Annotated in this window: 18 protein-coding genes; 1 reads left to right on the top strand and 17 read right to left on the bottom strand. The window is 71.0% G+C overall.

All coding sequences use genetic code 11. From position 1 onward, the window contains the following. Window positions 1–8 precede the first annotated feature (8 nt). The 10 genes from AC1U7O_RS11345 to AC1U7O_RS11300 form a co-directional block, all read right to left on the bottom strand. Window positions 9–836, bottom strand: coding sequence for a DUF3108 domain-containing protein (locus AC1U7O_RS11345; RefSeq protein WP_479894891.1), 828 nt, complete (start codon window positions 834–836; stop codon window positions 9–11). Further along, entirely contained in the window at window positions 820–2,220 is a 1,401-nt protein-coding gene (locus AC1U7O_RS11340) for a phosphomannomutase/phosphoglucomutase (RefSeq protein ID WP_479894890.1), read from the bottom strand. Before AC1U7O_RS11340 ends, AC1U7O_RS11345 begins: the two co-directional genes overlap by 17 nt. An 82-nt stretch (window positions 2,221–2,302) precedes the next feature. Further along, on the bottom strand, window positions 2,303–3,769 hold the full coding sequence (locus AC1U7O_RS11335) for a mannose-1-phosphate guanylyltransferase/mannose-6-phosphate isomerase (protein ID WP_479894889.1): 1,467 nt from the start codon (window positions 3,767–3,769) through the stop codon (window positions 2,303–2,305). Between the two features lie 3 nt (window positions 3,770–3,772). Beyond that, window positions 3,773–4,351, bottom strand: a complete 579-nt coding sequence (locus tag AC1U7O_RS11330) for a KdsC family phosphatase (RefSeq protein ID WP_479894888.1) — start codon at window positions 4,349–4,351, stop codon at window positions 3,773–3,775. 76 nt (window positions 4,352–4,427) lie between these two features. Then, on the bottom strand, window positions 4,428–5,411 hold the full coding sequence (locus tag AC1U7O_RS11325; RefSeq protein ID WP_479894887.1) for a GDP-mannose 4,6-dehydratase: 984 nt from the start codon (window positions 5,409–5,411) through the stop codon (window positions 4,428–4,430). A gap of 10 nt (window positions 5,412–5,421) precedes the next feature. Next, a complete protein-coding gene (gene rfbB / locus AC1U7O_RS11320) occupies window positions 5,422–6,471 on the bottom strand; it encodes a dTDP-glucose 4,6-dehydratase (RefSeq protein ID WP_479894886.1) in 1,050 nt (349 codons plus the stop codon). A gap of 1 nt (window position 6,472) precedes the next feature. Further along, complete coding sequence (locus tag AC1U7O_RS11315) at window positions 6,473–7,207, bottom strand: sugar phosphate nucleotidyltransferase (protein ID WP_479894885.1); 735 nt, start codon at window positions 7,205–7,207, stop codon at window positions 6,473–6,475. Continuing rightward, window positions 7,204–8,229 carry a UDP-glucuronic acid decarboxylase family protein gene (locus AC1U7O_RS11310; RefSeq protein ID WP_479894884.1) on the bottom strand — a complete coding sequence of 342 codons (1,026 nt, stop codon included), beginning with the start codon at window positions 8,227–8,229 and terminating at the stop codon, window positions 7,204–7,206. The genes AC1U7O_RS11315 and AC1U7O_RS11310 overlap by 4 nt, the downstream gene beginning before the upstream one ends. A gap of 118 nt (window positions 8,230–8,347) precedes the next feature. After that, entirely contained in the window at window positions 8,348–9,442 is a 1,095-nt protein-coding gene (locus AC1U7O_RS11305) for a glycosyltransferase family 4 protein (RefSeq protein ID WP_479894883.1), read from the bottom strand. 40 nt (window positions 9,443–9,482) lie between these two features. Then, window positions 9,483–10,247: a class I SAM-dependent methyltransferase gene (locus AC1U7O_RS11300; protein ID WP_479894882.1), complete on the bottom strand. Its 765-nt coding sequence runs from the start codon at window positions 10,245–10,247 to the stop codon at window positions 9,483–9,485. 104 nt (window positions 10,248–10,351) lie between these two features. Between AC1U7O_RS11300 and AC1U7O_RS11295 the strand changes: the two genes are divergently transcribed. Continuing rightward, entirely contained in the window at window positions 10,352–11,263 is a 912-nt protein-coding gene (locus tag AC1U7O_RS11295; protein WP_479894881.1) for a glycosyltransferase family 2 protein, read from the top strand. Window positions 11,264–11,325: 62 nt separating this feature from the next. On the opposite strand, the gene AC1U7O_RS11290 is transcribed toward AC1U7O_RS11295, so the two are convergent. The 7 genes from AC1U7O_RS11290 to AC1U7O_RS11260 all read right to left on the bottom strand — a co-directional run bounded on the left by AC1U7O_RS11290 (window position 11,326) and on the right by AC1U7O_RS11260 (window position 17,679). Further along, window positions 11,326–12,105, bottom strand: a complete 780-nt coding sequence (locus AC1U7O_RS11290; protein ID WP_479894880.1) for an alginate O-acetyltransferase AlgX-related protein — start codon at window positions 12,103–12,105, stop codon at window positions 11,326–11,328. Between the two features lie 45 nt (window positions 12,106–12,150). Next, entirely contained in the window at window positions 12,151–12,537 is a 387-nt protein-coding gene (locus tag AC1U7O_RS11285) for a hypothetical protein (protein ID WP_479894879.1), read from the bottom strand. A gap of 39 nt (window positions 12,538–12,576) precedes the next feature. Then, window positions 12,577–14,427, bottom strand: coding sequence for a carbamoyltransferase family protein (locus tag AC1U7O_RS11280; RefSeq protein ID WP_479894878.1), 1,851 nt, complete (start codon window positions 14,425–14,427; stop codon window positions 12,577–12,579). A gap of 17 nt (window positions 14,428–14,444) precedes the next feature. Beyond that, a complete protein-coding gene (locus AC1U7O_RS11275; RefSeq protein WP_479895035.1) occupies window positions 14,445–14,564 on the bottom strand; it encodes a DUF5989 family protein in 120 nt (39 codons plus the stop codon). A 103-nt stretch (window positions 14,565–14,667) separates the two neighbouring features. Further along, window positions 14,668–15,069 (bottom strand): SxtJ family membrane protein, encoded by a 402-nt coding sequence (locus AC1U7O_RS11270; protein ID WP_479894877.1) that lies wholly within the window; start codon window positions 15,067–15,069, stop codon window positions 14,668–14,670. Next, the gene (locus AC1U7O_RS11265; RefSeq protein WP_479894876.1) at window positions 15,066–16,694 is read right to left on the bottom strand and encodes an SGNH/GDSL hydrolase family protein; all 1,629 of its coding nucleotides are present in this window, start codon (window positions 16,692–16,694) and stop codon (window positions 15,066–15,068) included. Before AC1U7O_RS11265 ends, AC1U7O_RS11270 begins: the two co-directional genes overlap by 4 nt. Next, the gene (locus AC1U7O_RS11260) at window positions 16,687–17,679 is read right to left on the bottom strand and encodes a class I SAM-dependent methyltransferase (RefSeq protein WP_479894875.1); all 993 of its coding nucleotides are present in this window, start codon (window positions 17,677–17,679) and stop codon (window positions 16,687–16,689) included. The genes AC1U7O_RS11265 and AC1U7O_RS11260 overlap by 8 nt, the downstream gene beginning before the upstream one ends. Window position 17,680 lies beyond the last annotated feature (1 nt).

Genomic DNA, 17,680 nt, shown 5'->3' with positions numbered 1-17,680 from the left:
TCCGGCAATCACGGCCTGTCGGGTTTTCCCTCCGGCGCGTGCTCGCCGTAGCCCGCGATCAGGTCCGCGACGACCGATCCGATGACGACCTTGGCCTTCATCCGCAGCGGGACGTGCCGGTCGTCGTTGGTGAGCCAGACCCGGATGTTGCCCTGGTTGAGGAAGATGCCCTGGAAGGGCATGACGGCGAGCACGCGGATCGCCTCGGCCTCGCCCCAGGGCCCCTTGATCCGCTCGACCTCCTCCACTCTCACCTCCAGGCGGTAATTCTTCTTGTCGTGATGGACGGTGAGGACGGTCGAGCTTCCGGGGCGGAGCACCGGCAGGCTCCGCACGTAGTAGAGGCAGGAAATCGCGTCGTGGATGTCCGGCGGGATGGGGATCGTCTCCTTCACCCCGTCCTTGATGGAGACGGCGACGCCCTCTTCCCGGCGGAAGGTCACGTCGAAGTCGTTCTTCCGCTTCCCCTCGCGCCGGCGGAACAGCAGGCGCCGCGGGGCCAGCGTCTTCGCGTCCACGAGGGACTGGACGCGGTTGTCCACGGGGTAGAACTTCGACACGAAGGGACTCGACCGGGCGGTGGTGACCAACTCCAGAGCGGGCGGTCCCTCGGTCGGCGGCGGCTCGCGGACCTCCATCACGGCCGTGCCGGCGCGCAGGCTCAGCCAGGACAGGGCGTAGGTGAAGCGCTCGCCCGCGGCGAAGGGCGGAGACGGAGCCGGGCGGATGACCGTGGGCTCGGAAAGGACCGCGGTGGCGGCGAGCAGGGAACCGCCGTAGAGCAGGAGCGGGAGGACGAGCCGGAGGAGCCGGCGCCGGTCAGGCGCCCGTCTCACGGCGCGCCTCGTCCAGGCTGGCTTCGATCAGCGCCTGGATCGCGGCCAGCCGCTCCGCCGTCCCGGCCTCGAACCGGAGGACCAGGGCCGGCTGCGTGTTCGAGGCGCGGATGAGCCCCCAGCCGTCCTCGAAGATCACGCGGATGCCGTCAATGGTGACCACGTCCCGGATGGCGAGGCCGTCCTTGCCCGGCGACCGGCCGGCCTTGGCGTAGGCGGCGAACCGCTCCTGCACGCGCCGGACGAGGTCGAACTTGATCGGGTCCGGGCAGTCCACGCGGATCTCCGGCGTCACGCAGGTGGCGGGCAGGTCCGCGATCAGCGAGGAGAGCGGCCGGCCCGCCCGGCTGAGGATCTCCACGAGCCGGCAGGAGGCGTAGATCGCGTCGTCGTAGCCGAAGTAGCGATCGGCGAAGAACATGTGCCCCGACATCTCGCCGGCCAGCACCGCCTGCTCCTCCTTCATCTTGGCCTTGATGAGCGAGTGGCCGGTCTTCCACATGATCGGGCGGCCGCCGCGCGCGCGGATGTCGTCGTAGAGGGTCTGGGACGCCTTGACCTCCGAGAGGATCGTGCTGCCCGGCCTGGCCGCGAGGATGTCGCGCGCGTAGAGGACCATCAGCTTGTCGCCCCACAGGATGTCGCCGCGCTCGTCCACGGCGCCGATGCGGTCCGCGTCGCCGTCGTAGCCGATCCCGACGTCGGCCCCCGTCGCCTTGACGGTCTTGATGAGGTCCTGCAGGTTCGCGACCACGGTCGGGTCCGGATGGTGGTTGGGAAACCGCCCGTCCAGCTCGCAGTAGAGCCCCGTCACGCGGCACCCCAGCAGCTCCATCGCCTGCGTGGCGACGAGGGCCGCCGCCCCGTTCCCGCAGTCGATGACGACGTGCAGGCGGCCGGCGTCCACGTGGGCGAAGTGGCGCTTGAGATAAGCCAGGTACTCGGGCAGCATCGGCCGCTCGGTCACCGTGCCCGAGCCGGACGAGAACCGGCCCCCCTCGATGACCTTGCGGATGTCCTGGATCTCCTCCCCGTGCAGCGCCTCCGTGCCGACGCAGAGCTTGAAGCCGTTGTACTCGGAGGCGTTGTGGCTCCCCGTGATCATCACCCCGCCGTCCACCGGGAGGGTGAACAGGGAGAAGTACAGGACCGGCGTCGGGCAGACGCCGACGTCCACGACGGTCAGGCCGGCGGCGGTGAGCCCCCGCACGAGCCGGTCGCGGAGGACCGGCGAGCTGGCGCGCCCGTCGCGCCCGACCGAGACGGTCTTGAGCCCCCGCTCGCGCCCCATCGTCGCGAAGGCCCGGCCGATCCGCTCGGCCATGTCCTCCGTCAGCTCCTGCCCGACGATGCCCCGGATGTCGTACTCGCGAAAGAGTGCCATCGTATGCGCGCCTCGCTGGTCGTCCCTCGTCGCTCGTGGTTCGTCGTCCGCCCGAGCCGTCCCGTTGCCCTGGGGAGACGCGTCACGAACGACGCTTCACGCTTCGTCCGTAGTCGTCGTGCAGCCGGACGATGTCGTCCTCGCCCAGGTAGGGGCCGTTCTGGACCTCGATGATGTGCAGGGGCTCCGAGCCCGGATTCTCCAGCCGGTGGGCCGTCTCCTTGGGCACGGCCGTGCTCTGGCCCACGGCGAGCTCGAAGACCCGCTTCCCGCAGGTCACGCGCGCGCGGCCAGCGATGACGACCCAGTGCTCGCTGCGTCGGTGGTGGAGCTGGAGCGACAGCCGCCCCCCCGGGCTCACGGACACCCGCTTCACCTTGTAGCCCGGCCCCTCCTCCAGCACGGTGTAGGAGCCCCACGGCCGGAACACGGTGCGGTGCTCCAGGTGCTCCGGCGCGCCCCGCCGCTTCAGCTCCGCCACGACCCGCTTCACGTCCTGCGCGCGCCCCTTCGGGCAGACGAGCGTCGCGTCCGGCGTGTCCACGACGACCATGTCGGCCAGGCCGATCGTCGCGACCAGCCGCCGGTCCGCGTAGATGATCGAGTCGCGGCTGCCCAGGTCCACGACGTTGCCGGTCAGCACGTTGCCGGCCCGGTCCCGGTCCGCGACCTCCTCCAGGCTGCTCCAGGTGCCGACGTCGGACCAGCGGAAGGCGACGGGGATCATCGCCGCGCGCGAGGACCGCTCCATGACGCCCTGGTCGATCGAGAGCGGCGGGAGCCGGCGGTAGAGCCCATGCAGCCGCCCGTCCGACGCCCCGGACGCGAGGAGCCTCGCCAGGCCGCGGATCGTCCCCGCGAGCGCCGGCTGGTGCCGCGCGTACTCCTCCAGGATCGTCGCCGCGCGCCAGAGGAAGATCCCGCTGTTCCAGTAGTAGTGGCCGTCCCGCAGGTAGCGGGCCGCCGTCGCGGCGTCGGGTTTTTCCACGAACCGCTCGACCCGGTAGCCGGTCAGGCCCTGCCGCGCGGCCAGCCGCGCCCGCCGGTCCGGCCTGATGTAGCCGTACCCGGTCTCCGGACGGATGGGCGGGACCCCGAAGGTGACCAGGTGGCCCGCCGCGGCCAACTCCGCCCCCAGCCGGACCGCGGCCCGGAAGGCCCGGTCGCCCGTGATCACGTGATCCGCCGGCAGCACCAGCATCACCGCCTCGGGGTCGCGCGCGACGAGCGTGGCCGCCGTCAGGGCGATGGCCGGCGCGGTGTTCCGCGCCTCCGGCTCGATGACGAAGTGCCCGTGGAGGGCGTCCTTCCACTGGCCGAGCTGGACCCGCAGGGACTCCGCCTGGGCGGGGGTGGTGGAGAGATAGACCCGCTCGACGGGCACGCAGCGCAGGACCCGCCGCATCGTCTGCTGGATCAGGGTCTCGTCGCCGATCAGGCGGAGGAGCTGCTTCGGGTAGAGCTGGCGGCTCAGCGGCCAGAACCGCGTGCCGCTGCCGCCGGCCATGATGACGCCGTAGAGGCGCCGCTCGGGACCGGACGCCGCCATCGGTCAGCTCCGCCCGCGGGGGGCGTCCGCCCGCTCGCCGCGCGGGTCGAACCCCTGGGCCGCCAGCAGCAGGTCGGCGACCTCGCGGACCGCTCCGTCGCCCCCGCGGTGCCGGCAGCGGTAGCGGACCGCCTGCAGGACGGCGGGCACGGCGTCGGCCGGCGCCGCGGAGAATCCCGCCCCGCGCAGCGCCTCCAGGTCATTGACGTCGTCGCCGACGTAGGCGACCTGGTCGAGGGAGAGGCCGTAGCGGGCCGCCAGGTCTCGCAGCGCGCCGAGCTTGTCCATGATCCCCTGGTGCACCTCGGGGATCGCGAGCCGCTCCGCGCGGCGGGCGACCAGCCTGCTCTGCTCCTGGGTGATGATCGCGGTGATGAAGCCGGCCTTCTGCAGCAGCTTGATGCCCATCCCGTCCCGCACGTGAAACCGCTTGCTCTCCTCCCCGGACTCCGCGTAGACCATCCCCCCATCCGTCAGCACGCCGTCCACGTCCGTGGCCACCAGACGGATGCGCCGCAGGGCGGCGGCCAGCGACGGCCGTTCCTTCTTGCGCTTCGATCGGCTGGGTTGGGCGGTCGGCATGGGGTTGGGGTCCGGGGTCGGAGGCGATCTTAGCAGAGCCGGACGGAAGGCGCCACCGGCCGGCGGCCGGTCTCCGTCACGCGCCCCTGCCGCTCCTGAGCGCCCGCAGGTCCTCGTCCACCATCTCCTCGACCAGGGCCGTGAAGCGGACCTGGCAGTCCCACCCGAGGTCCCGTTTGGCCTTGGACGCGTCCCCGAGCAGGGTGTCCACCTCGGCGGGCCGCATGAACTGCGGGTCCACCACGACGTAGTCCCGGTAGTCCAGGCCGACGCGGGCGAAGGCGGCCTCGGCGAACTCCCGGACCGAGTGCTGCTCGCCGGTGGCGATGACGTAGTCCCCCGGCTCGGGCTGCTGGAGCATCATCCACATGGCGCGGACGTAGTCGCGGGCGTGGCCCCAGTCCCGTCGCGCGCTCAGGTTGCCCAGCCGGAGCTCCTTGGCGAGCCCCAGCTTGATGCGCGCCGCGTGGGCGGTGATCTTCCGGGTGACGAACTCGAACCCCCGGCGGGGCGACTCGTGGTTGTAGAGGATGCCGCAGCTCGCGCGGATGCCGTAGGCCTCCCGGTAGTTCCGGGTCAGATGGAACCCGGCCACCTTCGAGATGCCGTAGGCCGACCGCGGGTGGAAGGGCGTGGACTCGGTCTGCGGCACTTCGGCGACCTTGCCGAACATCTCGCTCGACGCGGCGAAATAGAACCGGCAGTCCGGTGCGCAGTCTCGGAGCGCGGCCAGCACGTAGTGGGTGCCGTTGACGTTGGCGTTGAACGTGGAGAACTCGTCCTCGAAGGAGTAGGTCACGAAGCTCTGGGCGGCCAGGTGGTAGCACTCATCGGGCTTCACGATCTGGAACACCCGGTAGATGCTGGGCAGGCTCTCCATGGAAGCCGCGTGGAGGTGTATCCGGTCCCGGAGGTGGAGGATCCGCCACAGCCGGTGCTCCGGGTCCTCGATGGCCACGCGCCGGACGATCCCATGGACCTCGTAGCCCTTCTCCAGCAGCAGCTCGGCCAGGTAGGAGCCGTCCTGGCCGGTAATCCCCGTGATCAGCGCGCGCTTCATGACGACCCGCTCACCCTTCCGACGGGCCGGAGAGGGCCGCGGGGGAGGCCGCCCCCGCCTTCAGCCGGTCCCGGTACTGCCGCTCGTAGTAGGCCCGGAACTCGCCGGACTTGATCTTCCGCCACCAGGCCTCGTTCGCCCGGTACCAGTCCACCGTGGCGCGCAGCCCCTCCTCGAAGGGCACGGTCGGCGCCCAGCCGAGCCGCCGGAGCTTCGCGCAGTCCACCGCGTAGCGGCGGTCGTGCCCCGGCCGATCCCGCACGAAGCGGATCAGCGACGCGGGCCTGCCCAGCCGCGCCAGGATGAGCCCGGCCACCTCCAGGTTCTCCCGCTCGTTGCCGCCACCGACGTTGTACACGGAGCCCGGCTCGCCGCGGCGCAGGACGTGCTCGATCGCCGCGCAGTGGTCGTGGACCGAGAGCCAGTCGCGCCGGTGGCGGCCGTCGCCGTAGAGCGGCAGCGGCTCCCCGTCGATCGCGTTCGTGATGAACAGGGGGATGAATTTCTCCGGGTACTGGTTCGGCCCGTAGGTGTTGCTGCCGCGCGTGATGAGCACGGGAAACTTGAAAGTCGTCCAGTAGCTGCGCACCAGCAGGTCCCCCCCGGCCTTGCTCGCGGCGTAGGGACTGCGCGGGGCGAGCGCGTCCTCCTCCGTGGAGGCGCCCGACTCGACGCTGCCGTAGACCTCGTCGGTGCTCACCTGCAGGAAGCGGGACACCCCCGCTTTGCGGGCGGCCTCCAGCAGCACCGCCGTGCCGACGACGTCGGTCCGGGCGAAGCCGTCCGGGTCGAGGATGGAGCGGTCCACGTGGGTCTCGGCCGCACAGTTGACGACGGCCGCGATCGCGTGGTCGCGGAAGACCCGTTCGACGGTCCCGGCGTCGCCGATGTCGCCGTGGATGAAAACGTGGCCGGCGTGGCCGGCCAGGTCCGTGAGGTTGTCGAGGTTGCCGGAGTACCGCAGCGCGTCCAGGTTCACCACCCGCTCGCCCCCGGCGACCAGCCGCCGCACCAGGTGCGAGCCGATGAAGCCGGCGCCGCCGGTCACGAGCAGGGCCACCTCAGGGCTCCATCTTGTTCGCGCCGGTCCGGGCGACGAGCTGGTTCGCGTGGAGCAGCGAGGCGATCGTGCCGGCGTCGGTCCACCAGCCGTCGAGGACGTCCCAGGTGAGCTGCCCCTCGCGGATGTAGGCGTTGTTCACGTCGGTGATCTCCAACTCGCCGCGGCCGGAGGGCTTCAGCGTCTTGATGATCTCGAAGACCCGGGCGTCGTAGAAGTAGATGCCCGTGACCGCGTAGGGGGAGGCCGGCCGCTCGGGCTTCTCCTCGATCCGCACGACCCGGTCGCCCTGCAGCACGGGCACGCCGAAGCGCTGGGGGTCTTTGACCTCCTTGAGCAGAATCTTCGCCCCGACCTTCTGGTCGCGGAAGGCCCGCGCGGCGCGCAGGATGTTCCGCTCGATCAGGTTGTCGCCCAGCACCACGCACACCGGCCCGCCCTCCGCGAAGTACTCCGCGAGGCGGAGCGCGTCGGCGATGCCGCCCTCCCCCTCCTGGTAGGTGTAATCCAGGTGGCGGAGCCCGAACTCCTTCCCGTTGCCCAGCAGGCGGAGGAAATCCCCGGCGTTGTTCCCGCCGGTGACCAGCAGGATCTCCCGGATGCCGGCGTTGACCAGCGTCTGGATCGGGTAGTAGATCATCGGCCGGTCGTAGACCGGCAGCAGGTGCTTGTTCGTGACCTTGGTCAGCGGGAGCAACCGGGTGCCGAGCCCGCCCGCCAGCACGACGCCCTTCATGGCGCGCCGCCCTCCAGCCGGGGCAGCATCGAACGGAAATAGTCGATCGTCTTCGCCAGCCCGTCCTCGAGCGTGATCTGCGGCTCCCACCCGAGGAGGGTCTTCGCCTTCCGGATGTCCGGCCGGCGCACCTTCGGATCGTCCGCGGGCAGCGGCAAGTGGCGCAGCCCGCTCCGGCTGCCCGTCAGCTTGAGGACGAGGTCCGCGATCTCCAGCACCCGCAGCTCGCGGGGGTTCCCGATGTTGACCGGCTCGTGCACGCTCTCCGGCACCGGCGCGGCGCGCGCGGTCAGGAAGCCCCGGTCGGTCCGCTCGGCGACCGGGCGGTCCGACTCGGCCGTCAACAAGGCCGCGATCCCCCGCACCAGGTCGTCCACGTAGCAGAAGCTGCGCGTCTGGTTGCCGTCGCCGAACACCGTCAGGGGCTTGCCCTGCAGGGCCTGCACGATGAAGTTCGACACCACCCGCCCGTCGTTCGGGCGCATGCGCGGGCCGTAGGTGTTGAAGATCCGGACGATGCGCGTGTCCAGCCCATGGTAGCGGTGGTAGGCCATGGTCATGGCCTCCGCGAAGCGCTTGGCCTCGTCGTACACGCCGCGCGGGCTGATCGGGTTCACGTTGCCCCAGTAGGACTCCGGCTGCGGGTTCACCAGCGGATCGCCGTAGACCTCGGAGGTGCTCGCGAGGAGGAAGCGTGCGCTCTTGGCCTTGGCCAGCCCCAGCGCCTTGTGCGTCCCCAGCGCGCCGACCTTCAGCGTCGCGATCGGCATCTCCAGGTAGTCCTGCGGGCTGGCGGGCGAGGCGAAGTGCATGACCGCGTCGAGCGGACCGTCCACGTGCAGGTAGTCGCAGACGTTGTACTTGACGAAGCTGAACCGCGCGTGGCCGAGGAGGTGCGCGATGTTCTCCGCCCGGCCCGTGCTCAAGTTGTCCACGCAGACCACCTCGTGCCCGCGGCCCAGCAGCAGGTCGCAGAGATGGCTGCCGAGGAAGCCCGCCCCTCCGGTGATCAGGATGCGCATGGACGATTCCGTGGGTAGCGCGTCGTCCGCGGGCCGGCTCGCGGCGGCGGACGGCGCGGGGAGAAGATACGCGAACCCCGGCCCGCGACGCAAGCGGTATCCGCCGGGACGGCCGGGGCTATGGCCGTCCCGCGACCCTCCGGTAGACCGCCGCGGTTTCCCGCGCGGTCCGGTCCCAGGTGAACTGCGCCGCCCGCGCGAGCCCCCGTGCCCGAAGATCGCCCCACAGCGCCCGGTCCGTCAGCGCCCGCTCCATCGCCTCGGCGAAGCCCCCCGTGTCCGAGGGGTCCACCAACAGCGCCGCTTCCCCGGTCACTTCGGGCAGGGAGGAGGCGTTGGAGCTCACGACGGGACAGCCGCAGGCCATCGCCTCGAGCACGGGAAAGCCGAAGCCCTCGTAGCGGGAGGGGAAGACGAACAGGGCCGCGCGCTGGTAGAGGACGATCAGGTCCTCGTCGCTGACCACGCCCGTGAACCGGGTCTGCGGGGCGAGCCCCGCGGCGGTCACACGCTCCAGGAGGTCGGGCCGGCGTCGAAAATCCCCGGTGAGCACCAGGTCGTGCGCGGCGCGCAGGTCGCGGGGCAGCCGGGCGAAGGCCTCGACCAGGGTCAGGACGTTCTTGGTGGGGTCCGGGCCGGCCACGCAGAGGACGTAGGGACGCGCGCCGTCCCCGATGGCCGTCGGCGGAGCCGGTCGGAACCGCTCCAGGTCCACGCCGGGGAACACGACCGTGATCCGCTCCTCGGGAAGGCCCACCCTCTCGATCAGGTCCCGCTTGGAGCAGTGGGAATCGGTGATGATGTGGTCCATCCGCGCCCAGCGGTCGCCGACCAACCGGCCCTCGACCAGGCTCGCGAGGGTCTTCTTGGGCTGGAGCTCGGAGAAGATCAGGGGCTTGACGTCGTGGACCGTCGTGACGAAGGGCCCCCGCTTGCGCAGGACGGCGGAGTCGTAGGGAAAGTGCAGGACGTCGTAGGGGCCGACGAGCTGCGGCGCGAGCTGCTCCCAGAACCGGCGCTTGAAGAGGGGGAAGCGGACCAGGCGGTGCCGGACGGTCGGCCGCGGTGTCAGAGCCGGCGCCGGCACGGGGGCCAGGACCTCGTACCACGTGTCCCGGTCCACGCGGCCCAGCGCCTCGATCAGCCCGAGGGCGTACCGTCCGAGGCCGACGTTGGAATGGCTCAAGTGCCAGGCGGCGATGACGACCTTCATGGCCGCCATCCGTCGCCGGCCCCGCCGCCGCGGCCCGCCCTCATCCGCCGCCTCGGCGGCAGTCCGCCACCTTGACCGCACCGACGATCAAGCCTTCGCCGAAGAGGACCTCGTCGGACAGCAGGGTCTGCCGGACCGCTGCCACCTTCGGATGGGCCGCAGCCGCCCGGCGTCCCCTCGTGAAGAGGAGCCGCCGGAGCGCTCGGTACCAGAGGGCCCCGCGCTTGAGATAGCGGTTGGTCCGGACGAGGTCGGTCTCGAAACCCCACCGGGCCAACACGTACCGCAGCTCGAGGAAGCCGATCGGATTGATGTGCGCCACGGGCTTTTCCCGTCCGGTGTCCGGCTCCACCTCGACCATGTAGTGGAACTGATCCGGGTAGCCCCGCAGCAGGGTGCTCAGCCGGGACCGGATCGAGAGCACGTTGGGCGTGCTGATGAACAGGCGTCCCTTGGGCTTGAGGACCCGATTGGCCTCGCGGACGAGCAGGTGGGGGTTCTCGATGTGCTCGATCCCTTCGATGCAGGCGAAGCCGTCGAACTCCTCGTCGCCGAAGGGCAGCGCCGCGTTGAGGTCCGCCCGGAGGCAGGACCGGCCCGGCACGACGAATCCCTCCGGGCACAGGTCGGCCGACACCACGTCGATCCCCGATTCGAGCAGGAGGTGGGTCAGCGCGCCGGTGCCGCTGGGCAGGTCCAGGACGCGCCGACAGCCCGCCGCCCGGATCAGCCCCGCGACCAGCACCCGGGTCATGTGGACGGTGTTGGGCCCCCGGTGCGCGGGGTCCACGTGGTCGTAGGTCATGGGGTCTCCTCGGCGTGCAGGTTATTTCCCGTCGGCCGCCGCAACCGGGCCGCCGGTTTGGTATGATGGGGCGCACCCTGCGGCTCCCCGACGAACCGGACCAGATGGCGACCGTCAGCGCGATCATCCCGGCCTACAACGGCGTCTCGCGGTACCTGGAGCAGGCCATCCGGAGCGTGCTCGGCCAGACCTACCGCGACCTCGAGCTCATCGTCGTGGACGACGCTTCCACCGACGACACGGCCCGGCTCGTCCTGCGCTACCCGCGGGCGCGCTATTGCCGCCGCGCGACGAACGGCGGGCAGGCCGCGGCCCGCAACGACGGCGCCAGGCTGGCCCAAGGCGAATACCTGGCCTTTCTCGACCAGGACGACCTCTGGGAGCCGACGTTCCTCGAGCTGACCGTCCCCCGGCTGAAGGCCGCCCCCGACGCCGCGCTCGTCCACTGCGACGGCTACCAGACGGACGAGGCCGGCGCGCCGATCGAATACGACGCCGCGATGAAGGCGATGACGAGCATCACCCAGCTCCTGCGCGGGACCCACGACGTGGCGACCTCCGGGACCCTGTTCCGGAAATCCTGCTTCGACGCCGTCGGCGGCTACGACGCCCGGCTCGCGATCTGGGAAGACATCGACCTGGCGATCAGGCTCTACGGCCGCCATCCCTTCCTGCACCTGCCGCAACCGTTGTATCGCCATCGGCTCTATTCGCGCAACGCCTCACGCGACATTCCTTCGGAACGGGCGATCGAGGCCCGCCGCTATTTTTTGGAGAAGCACGCCCCGTCTTGCCGCCCGGGCACGGAGGAGGCGCGGGCGCTCGTGCGCGATTGGGCCTGCTATTACGGCGACCTGGGCAAGCTCCGCCTCGCCCAAGGCCGGGTCGGCGAGGCGCGCGAGGCCTTCCGGCAGGCGATCCGGCGCGACCCCTGGAACCGCCGGGTCCTCCTCCGGTTGATCCGTGCCTACCTGGCCTCGGCCAAGCCGACGCCCTCGACCGGGCTCCGGGCCTGACCGGGCGCACGCCGGAAGACGAACGCCTGCGGCACGTCGTGGCGATCGCGTTTCCTCCATCGTCATTCCGGCGGAAGCCGAAATCCAGAGCCAGACCGGCCCCCGGATTCCGAGGGGGAGACGGACACGGGGCAGGCTGCTCCACCCTGGACACCGCAATCACGGACGTCCAGCACCCGCTCGGCGATGAACCGAGCCACGGCCTCATGTCCGCATTCCCCCAGGTGCGTGTCGTCCCGCCACCAGAGCAACAGACCCGACGACTCGTACCGCCGCCGCGCCTCCTCGACCAGGAAGGGTTTCGCGTCCAGGCAGCGAAGGCCGGCTCGGTCGCAGGCAGGAAGGACGGCCTGTACGAAGCCGGACGGCGGAGCCTCCCACGAGGGCGCGGGCTTCCCGTCCAGAACCCACCGATACACCTCTCCCTTGGTCGGCAGGATCAGCACGGTCACGGCTAACCCGCGTTCCCTCGTCAGCCGGCTCACAGCCGCCAGGGTCCTCTCCAGTTTCGAAAAGTTCGGATGGGCCTCCACCTCGGTCCGCGCGCGGCGGCCCCACGCTTCCTGCTTGCCGCTGAACAGCATCGCGCGGCCGTCCGGCAGCGTCCGGACGAGCACCTCGAAGAAGGTCCAGACCAGCCCGGCGGACGGCGCAAGCGGCAGCCGCGGCCATTCGATCGCCAGGTTGAGGTACTGGTCGTAGGGCCCTCCGGGGAACCCGAGGTTGTAGACGCGCCCGCCGAGCCTCCCGGCCAGCAGGCTCGAAAACATCCGCTCCTGCGTCGTGCTCGCCCCCGCGGCGAAGGAATCGCCCAGGACGAGCAGGGCGATCCGACCCGGCACCGCGTCGTTCCGGAACCCCGCCTCGTCGGTCCGGAAGCGAACCCGTCACGGTTCCCTGAGGCCAGGCTCGCCGAGCATCGCGGCCAAGTCGCCGTACACCTCGGCCTCCACGTCGAGGTTCGCGTCCCACCGCCCCACGATCGGCAGCTTCGGCAGCTTGTGGCTGGAGATGTTCAAGGGCGTGTAGCTCAACCGCCGCGCCCACACCGGCCGGAGCGCGAGGTCGAAGGCGGTGGCCGTCACGCAGCAGACGGTCAGCGTGAGCAGCATCGAAGCGAGACGCCGGGTGCTTCGGCCGGGCAGGACAAACCAAAGGACCGGCGCCAGGAGGGCGACCTCGATCCAGCCGCTCTTCAGCAGCCCCTCCGCGAAGGGGAGCGCCGTGGACAGGCCCGCCGCCGCGGCAAGCCCCATGCGACAACGGGCGCTCACAAGGCTGTCCCCACGTCGCTCACTCGGCGGCGCCTTCCGTCAGTCGAGCTGGAATTCCGTCCGCCAGTCGCCATCCGACGAGAGCGGCGGCTGGTCGTGTTTTCGGAGGAGCGCGTTGCCCAGGACGAGCGCGTCCATCTCCGTCCGCATGAAGCAGCGGTAGGCGTCCTCCGGGCTGCAGACGATCGGCTCGCCCCGGACGTTGAAGGAGGTGTTGACGAGCACGCCGCAGCCGGTCTTGGCCTCGAAGGCCTTGAGCAGCGCGTGGAACCGGGGATTGGTCTTCGGCGAGACGGTCTGGATGCGGGCCGAGTAGTCCAGGTGCGTGACCGCCGGGATGTCCGAGCGCGGCCGGGTGAGCCGCTCGATCCCGAACAGCCGCCGGTCCGCCTCCGTTTCCGGCGCGCGCCGCTCCGCCCGGACCGGCGCCACCAGCAGCATGTAGGGCGACGGCTCGTCGAGCTCGAAGTACTCCGACACCCGCTCCTCCAGCACCGCCGGCGCGAAGGGGCGGAAGGACTCCCGGTACTTGATCTTGAGGTTCATCACCGACTGCATCCGCGGCGAGCGGGCGTCGCCGAGGATCGAGCGGTTGCCCAGCGCCCGCGGGCCGAACTCCATCCGCCCCTGCACCCAGCCCACGACGGCCTCGCGGGCAAGCAGGTCCGCCACCGCGGCGACGAGGGCCCGGTCGTCCAGCCGCTCGTGGGGCAGCCGGCGCGCCGCCAGCCACCGGTCGATCTCGTCCTGCGCCCAGGCCGGCCCGAGGTAGGAGCCGGCCATGCCGTCGGGCTCGTCGGGGGCCAGCCGCCGCGCCCCGCCCCCGTGCACGTGGTAGGCGGCCAGCGCCGCGCCCACGGCCCCGCCCGCATCGCCCGCCGCCGGCTGGACCCAGAGCCGGTCGAAGACGCGCTCGCGCAGGAGCTTGCCGTTCGCCACGCAGTTGAGCGCCACGCCGCCGGCCAGGCAGCACTGCCGCAGGCCGGTCTCCCTCCGCACGTGGCGGGCGAGCTTCAGCACCGCCCGCTCCGTGACCTCCTGGATGGAGCGGGCCAGGTCCATCTCCCGCTGGGTCACCGGGGCTTCGGGGGCCCGCGGCTCCCCACCGAACAGCCGGTGGAAGCGCTCGTTGGTCATCCGCAGCCCGGTGCAGAAATCGAAGTAGTCCAGGTTGAGCCGGAAGGAGCCATCCTCCTTGAGGTCGAGCAGGTGGGTCAGGATCAGGTCCACGTACTTGGGCTCGCCGTAGGGCGCCAACCCCATGACCTTGTATTCCCCCGAATTGACCTTGAACCCGGTGTAATAGGTAAAGGCCGAGTAGAGCAGGCCGAGCGAGTGCGGAAAGGCGAGTTCGCCCTGGAGCGTGAGGGTCGCGTCGCGCCCGACGCCGAAGCTGGTCGTCGCCCACTCCCCCACCCCGTCCATCGTGAGCACCGCCGCCTCGCGGAAGGGGGAGGGAAAGAAGGCGGAGGCCGCGTGGGAGAAGTGGTGCTCCGGAAAGAGCAGCGGCCCGGTCCAGGGGCCGCCGCCCGTCTCCGCCGCCACCGCGTCGAGCTCGCGCCGGAGCAGGCGCTCCAGGAAGAGCTTCTCCTTGAGCCAAACCGGCATGGCCGCGACGAAGGAGCGCCAGCCGCGCGGCGCGAAGGACAGGTAGGTTTCCAGCAAGCGCTCGAATTTCAGGAGCGGCTTGTCGTAGAAGGCGACCCGGTCCAGGTCCTGGAGCCGGCAGCCGGCTTCCTTGAGGCAGTAGGCCAGGGCGCGACGGGGAAAACGGGCATCGTGCTTCTTCCGGGTGAAGCGCTCCTCCTGGGCCGCGGCCACGATGCGGCCGTCCACGACCAGGGCGGCGGCGGAGTCATGGTAGAAGGCGGAGAGGCCCAGGGTCTTCATGGGGCGGCGGCCCGCCGTCAAAAGAGGGTATAGATGAACGGCGCAACCGCCGACCCTTCGGTCAGCACGATCAACGCGCCGAAGAGCAAGAGGACCATGATGACGGGCAGCAGCCAGAACTTCTTCCGCTCCCGCATGAAGGCCCACAGCTCCGTCAGAAACGCTCCCACGTCCCCTCCCTCGGGGTGTTCCCCTGACGCCTCACCCCCGGCTCCTCACGCCTCACGGTTCACGTCTGCGTCAGAACTGCCGCTCCATACGCGCCGGCGTGAACTCCTCCGCCTTCCGGCCGCGCCAGTAGGAGGCGGCGGCCTTGTCCCATCCCAGGGCCATCGGCCGCTTGCCGAGAAGCCGGAGCAGCACCGCCATCGGCGTGATCAGGAGCGCGAAGAGGAGCGTCAGCAGGATGCGCCCGTTGACGGCGCCGAGGACCGCGGCGAGCTTCATCCAGCCTTTGCGAAGGGGCTCCAGCTTCGCCGGCGCGACCAGCGCCGCGGCGAGCACGACGAGGGCCGCGGCGACCAGCCACCAGAGGATCACGCCCGAGAGCCCGTAACGGAGGGCGGCCAGCGCACCGAAGCCGCCGGCCAGGACCAGGGCGAAGGACCGGTTGGCCGCCGTCAGGTCGTTCCGTCGCCTCATGGCCCCTCCCGCTTCACCGCGAACCGGCTCTGCAACTGCCGCCGCAGGACGGGCGCGATGGCCTCGGCCGCCAGCGCATGGCCCGCCTCGTTCCAATGGATGTCGTTCCGGAAGTGGAGGTCTCCGGGCGTTCCCATCGCCCGGAAGACGGGAAGCAAATCGATCACCTGGACGCCCTCCTCGCGAGCCCAGGCGTTCAGGAGCCGTTGGGGCTTGCCGAAGTCGTACCGCTCCTCGGACGATGCGAAGGCTCCAAGATACTCGTTTTGCAGGTCCGGGTCAAATTGCACCTGGTCGGGAATCAGGACGAGCACCAGGGGAATGTGCCGCTGCCCCAAAAGGCTGCGGATCGCGGAGAGAGTCGCCCGGGTACGGGCCCAGTGCCCCTGGAAATAGTCCGTGTCGCGGGCGAGATAGATGTCGCTCCGCTCGTGAATCCCCCGCAGGTAGGCGGAGCGAGGCACCAGTCCCGGCCCCCGGTCGGCCATGGACCCCGCCTCGGCCCTGGCGAGGATCCGCGCCGTGCCCACCCGCCAGAGATAGTTCAGGTCGTGGTAGAGATACCAGCGGTCCGGCCCGAGCGTATCATGGACTAGGTGGCCGTTGCTGTGGACGTAGTAGCTCTGGCCGGCGACCAGGAGGATCTTGGTCAAGTTGCCGTCGTCGCCGCGCTTGTTCTGGATGTCGTTGCCGACGTAGAAGTCGAGCAGGACCAGGTCCGGGTCGAGCCGGACGCCGTAGCTCTCCAGCAGGTGCAGCTCCTCGTGGGGGCCCCAGCCGCCGACGCCCAGGTTGATGACCTCCAGCCCGGGCCACTCGGTCTTAAGCTTCTGCTCCACCAACGTCGTGAAGGTCTGGTCGTAGCTCACGCCGGCGCCCCAGGTGAAGGAGTCGCCGAGGGCCACGACGCGGGGCCCCGGGCCCCGCCGTTCCATCGTCCGCTCGCGGTCGCGGAAGCCTTGGGAATTGGAGACGCCGATCGAGCCTTGGACCGGCGCGTGCGGCTTGAGGTGGGCGGGCGTGTGCTTGTCGCCGAACAGGCCGCTCCGGGCCAATAGCGGGTCGGCGAGGCGAAACAGCGCTTCGCCGACCAGGGCGAAGACGACGGCGTTGACGGCCAGGACCCGCAGCCAGCGGGCCGGCCTCGTCGCGACAAGCCGGGCCACCGCGCCTGGCCGGACGTTCAGCGCCAGGCCGACGGCGAGGAGGAGCAGGCAGAGGACCAGGAACTTGTCCGTGTGGTGCGTCAGCGGAGGGACCGGGCTGTTGACCATCCACACGTACCACAGGAGCACGCCCCACAGCAGGATCGAGCCGGTGGACCAGGAGCCCGCCGCCGCCCGCTGCGCGGAATCGGCTCGCCACGTCTGCCGAGCGCCGACGGCGAACGACGCGGCGAGGACCGCCAGGACCGGCAGCAAGACCATCAAGGTGGTCGCCCGCGGAAGGGCGGCCAGCTTCGAGGCGGCGCGCCCCTGCAGGTAGAGGGCGATGTCCGCCAGCGCCAGGAGCGACAGGACGGCGCCGGCGCCGAGCAGCAGCGCGAGCACGGTCGCCGGGTCGCGCAGGCGGCGGACCCGGCCTTCCCCCCGCCGCCACCCCGCTCCCCGCAGGACGTCAGGCATCGGCCTCCTTCCCGGACTTCTCCGCATGGACGATCAACTCCGTCCCCGCCCCGATGTTCCCCGCCAGGAGACAAAAGGGACGCGCGACCAGCCGCTCGACCCATCGCCCGGCCGGCAGCGGGCCTCCGGCCCCGCGCGTCCAGGCCCGCTCCAGGCTGGACAGCCAATGCGCCGCCGTCACGCCCGTCCCCATCCGGACGACGCGGAAGCCCGCCCGATCGAGCAGGCGGGTCAGCGTCGCCTTCCCGAAGTGGTAGAGGTGGCGCGGCGGGTCCCAGTTCACCCACCAGCGGCCGAAGAGCCGCGCCTCCCAACTGTCCGCGTTCGGCACGGCGACGACCAGGCGGCCCCCGTCATCCAGGATGCGCCGGACCTCGGCCAGCACCGCGACCGGCCGGTACATATGCTCCAACGAATGGCTCATCAGCACGACGTCGAACGCGCGGTCCGGGTAGCGCGCGCTTTCCAGGTCGCCCGCGCGCACGCGGTCGCCGAGCAGCCTGCGAGCCAGGGCCACCGACGCTTCGCTGAAGTCCAGCCCCTGCACGTCCCACCCCTGCGCCAGCAGCATGGCCGCGCCGACGCCGTGGCCGCACCCCACGTCCAAGAGCCGGCCCCGGCCGACCCAGGGCAGGATCGTCCGCCCCGTCGCCGCCCGGCGGACCGCCTCCGGCCAGAGGAGCGCGCGGCGCAGCAGGCGAACCGCCGCCGGGACCGCCGGTCCCGGATAGCCGTAGAACTCCTCCATCAGCCACCGCTTGACCCGGCTCACCCGCCTCGGCGGCGCGGGGTCGCCGAAGTAGTGTTCGGGATAGAACCGGCCGATCTCCGCCGGCGCGGGCCGGGGGGTGAGGTAGAGGAACCCGCAGGCCGCGCACCGCACGATGGTGAACTCCTCGTCCGTGACCCGATGGAGCAGGTCCTTCTGCCTGATGACGACGGCCGACTCGTCCGATCCGCACAGCTCGCAGCCGACCTTCTCCACT

The organism is Candidatus Nitrospira neuquenensis, assembly GCF_979578155.1.
The sequence above is the reverse complement of the archived record's forward strand: the minus strand, read 5'-3'. Positions and strand labels throughout refer to the sequence as shown.

Coding starts and splice junctions, on each gene's coding strand:
- AC1U7O_RS11275 (WP_479895035.1), bottom strand. CDS start 14,564: ATGCGGGAGCGGAAGAAGTTCTGGCTGCTGCCCGTCATCATGGTCCTC.
- AC1U7O_RS11330 (WP_479894888.1), bottom strand. CDS start 4,351: ATGCCGACCGCCCAACCCAGCCGATCGAAGCGCAAGAAGGAACGGCCG.
- AC1U7O_RS11265 (WP_479894876.1), bottom strand. CDS start 16,694: ATGCCTGACGTCCTGCGGGGAGCGGGGTGGCGGCGGGGGGAAGGCCGG.
- AC1U7O_RS11270 (WP_479894877.1), bottom strand. CDS start 15,069: ATGAGGCGACGGAACGACCTGACGGCGGCCAACCGGTCCTTCGCCCTG.
- AC1U7O_RS11280 (WP_479894878.1), bottom strand. CDS start 14,427: ATGAAGACCCTGGGCCTCTCCGCCTTCTACCATGACTCCGCCGCCGCC.
- AC1U7O_RS11335 (WP_479894889.1), bottom strand. CDS start 3,769: ATGGCGGCGTCCGGTCCCGAGCGGCGCCTCTACGGCGTCATCATGGCC.
- AC1U7O_RS11325 (WP_479894887.1), bottom strand. CDS start 5,411: ATGAAGCGCGCGCTGATCACGGGGATTACCGGCCAGGACGGCTCCTAC.
- AC1U7O_RS11305 (WP_479894883.1), bottom strand. CDS start 9,442: ATGAAGGTCGTCATCGCCGCCTGGCACTTGAGCCATTCCAACGTCGGC.
- AC1U7O_RS11340 (WP_479894890.1), bottom strand. CDS start 2,220: ATGGCACTCTTTCGCGAGTACGACATCCGGGGCATCGTCGGGCAGGAG.
- AC1U7O_RS11300 (WP_479894882.1), bottom strand. CDS start 10,247: ATGACCTACGACCACGTGGACCCCGCGCACCGGGGGCCCAACACCGTC.
- AC1U7O_RS11295 (WP_479894881.1), top strand. CDS start 10,352: ATGGCGACCGTCAGCGCGATCATCCCGGCCTACAACGGCGTCTCGCGG.
- AC1U7O_RS11310 (WP_479894884.1), bottom strand. CDS start 8,229: ATGCGCATCCTGATCACCGGAGGGGCGGGCTTCCTCGGCAGCCATCTC.
- AC1U7O_RS11315 (WP_479894885.1), bottom strand. CDS start 7,207: ATGAAGGGCGTCGTGCTGGCGGGCGGGCTCGGCACCCGGTTGCTCCCG.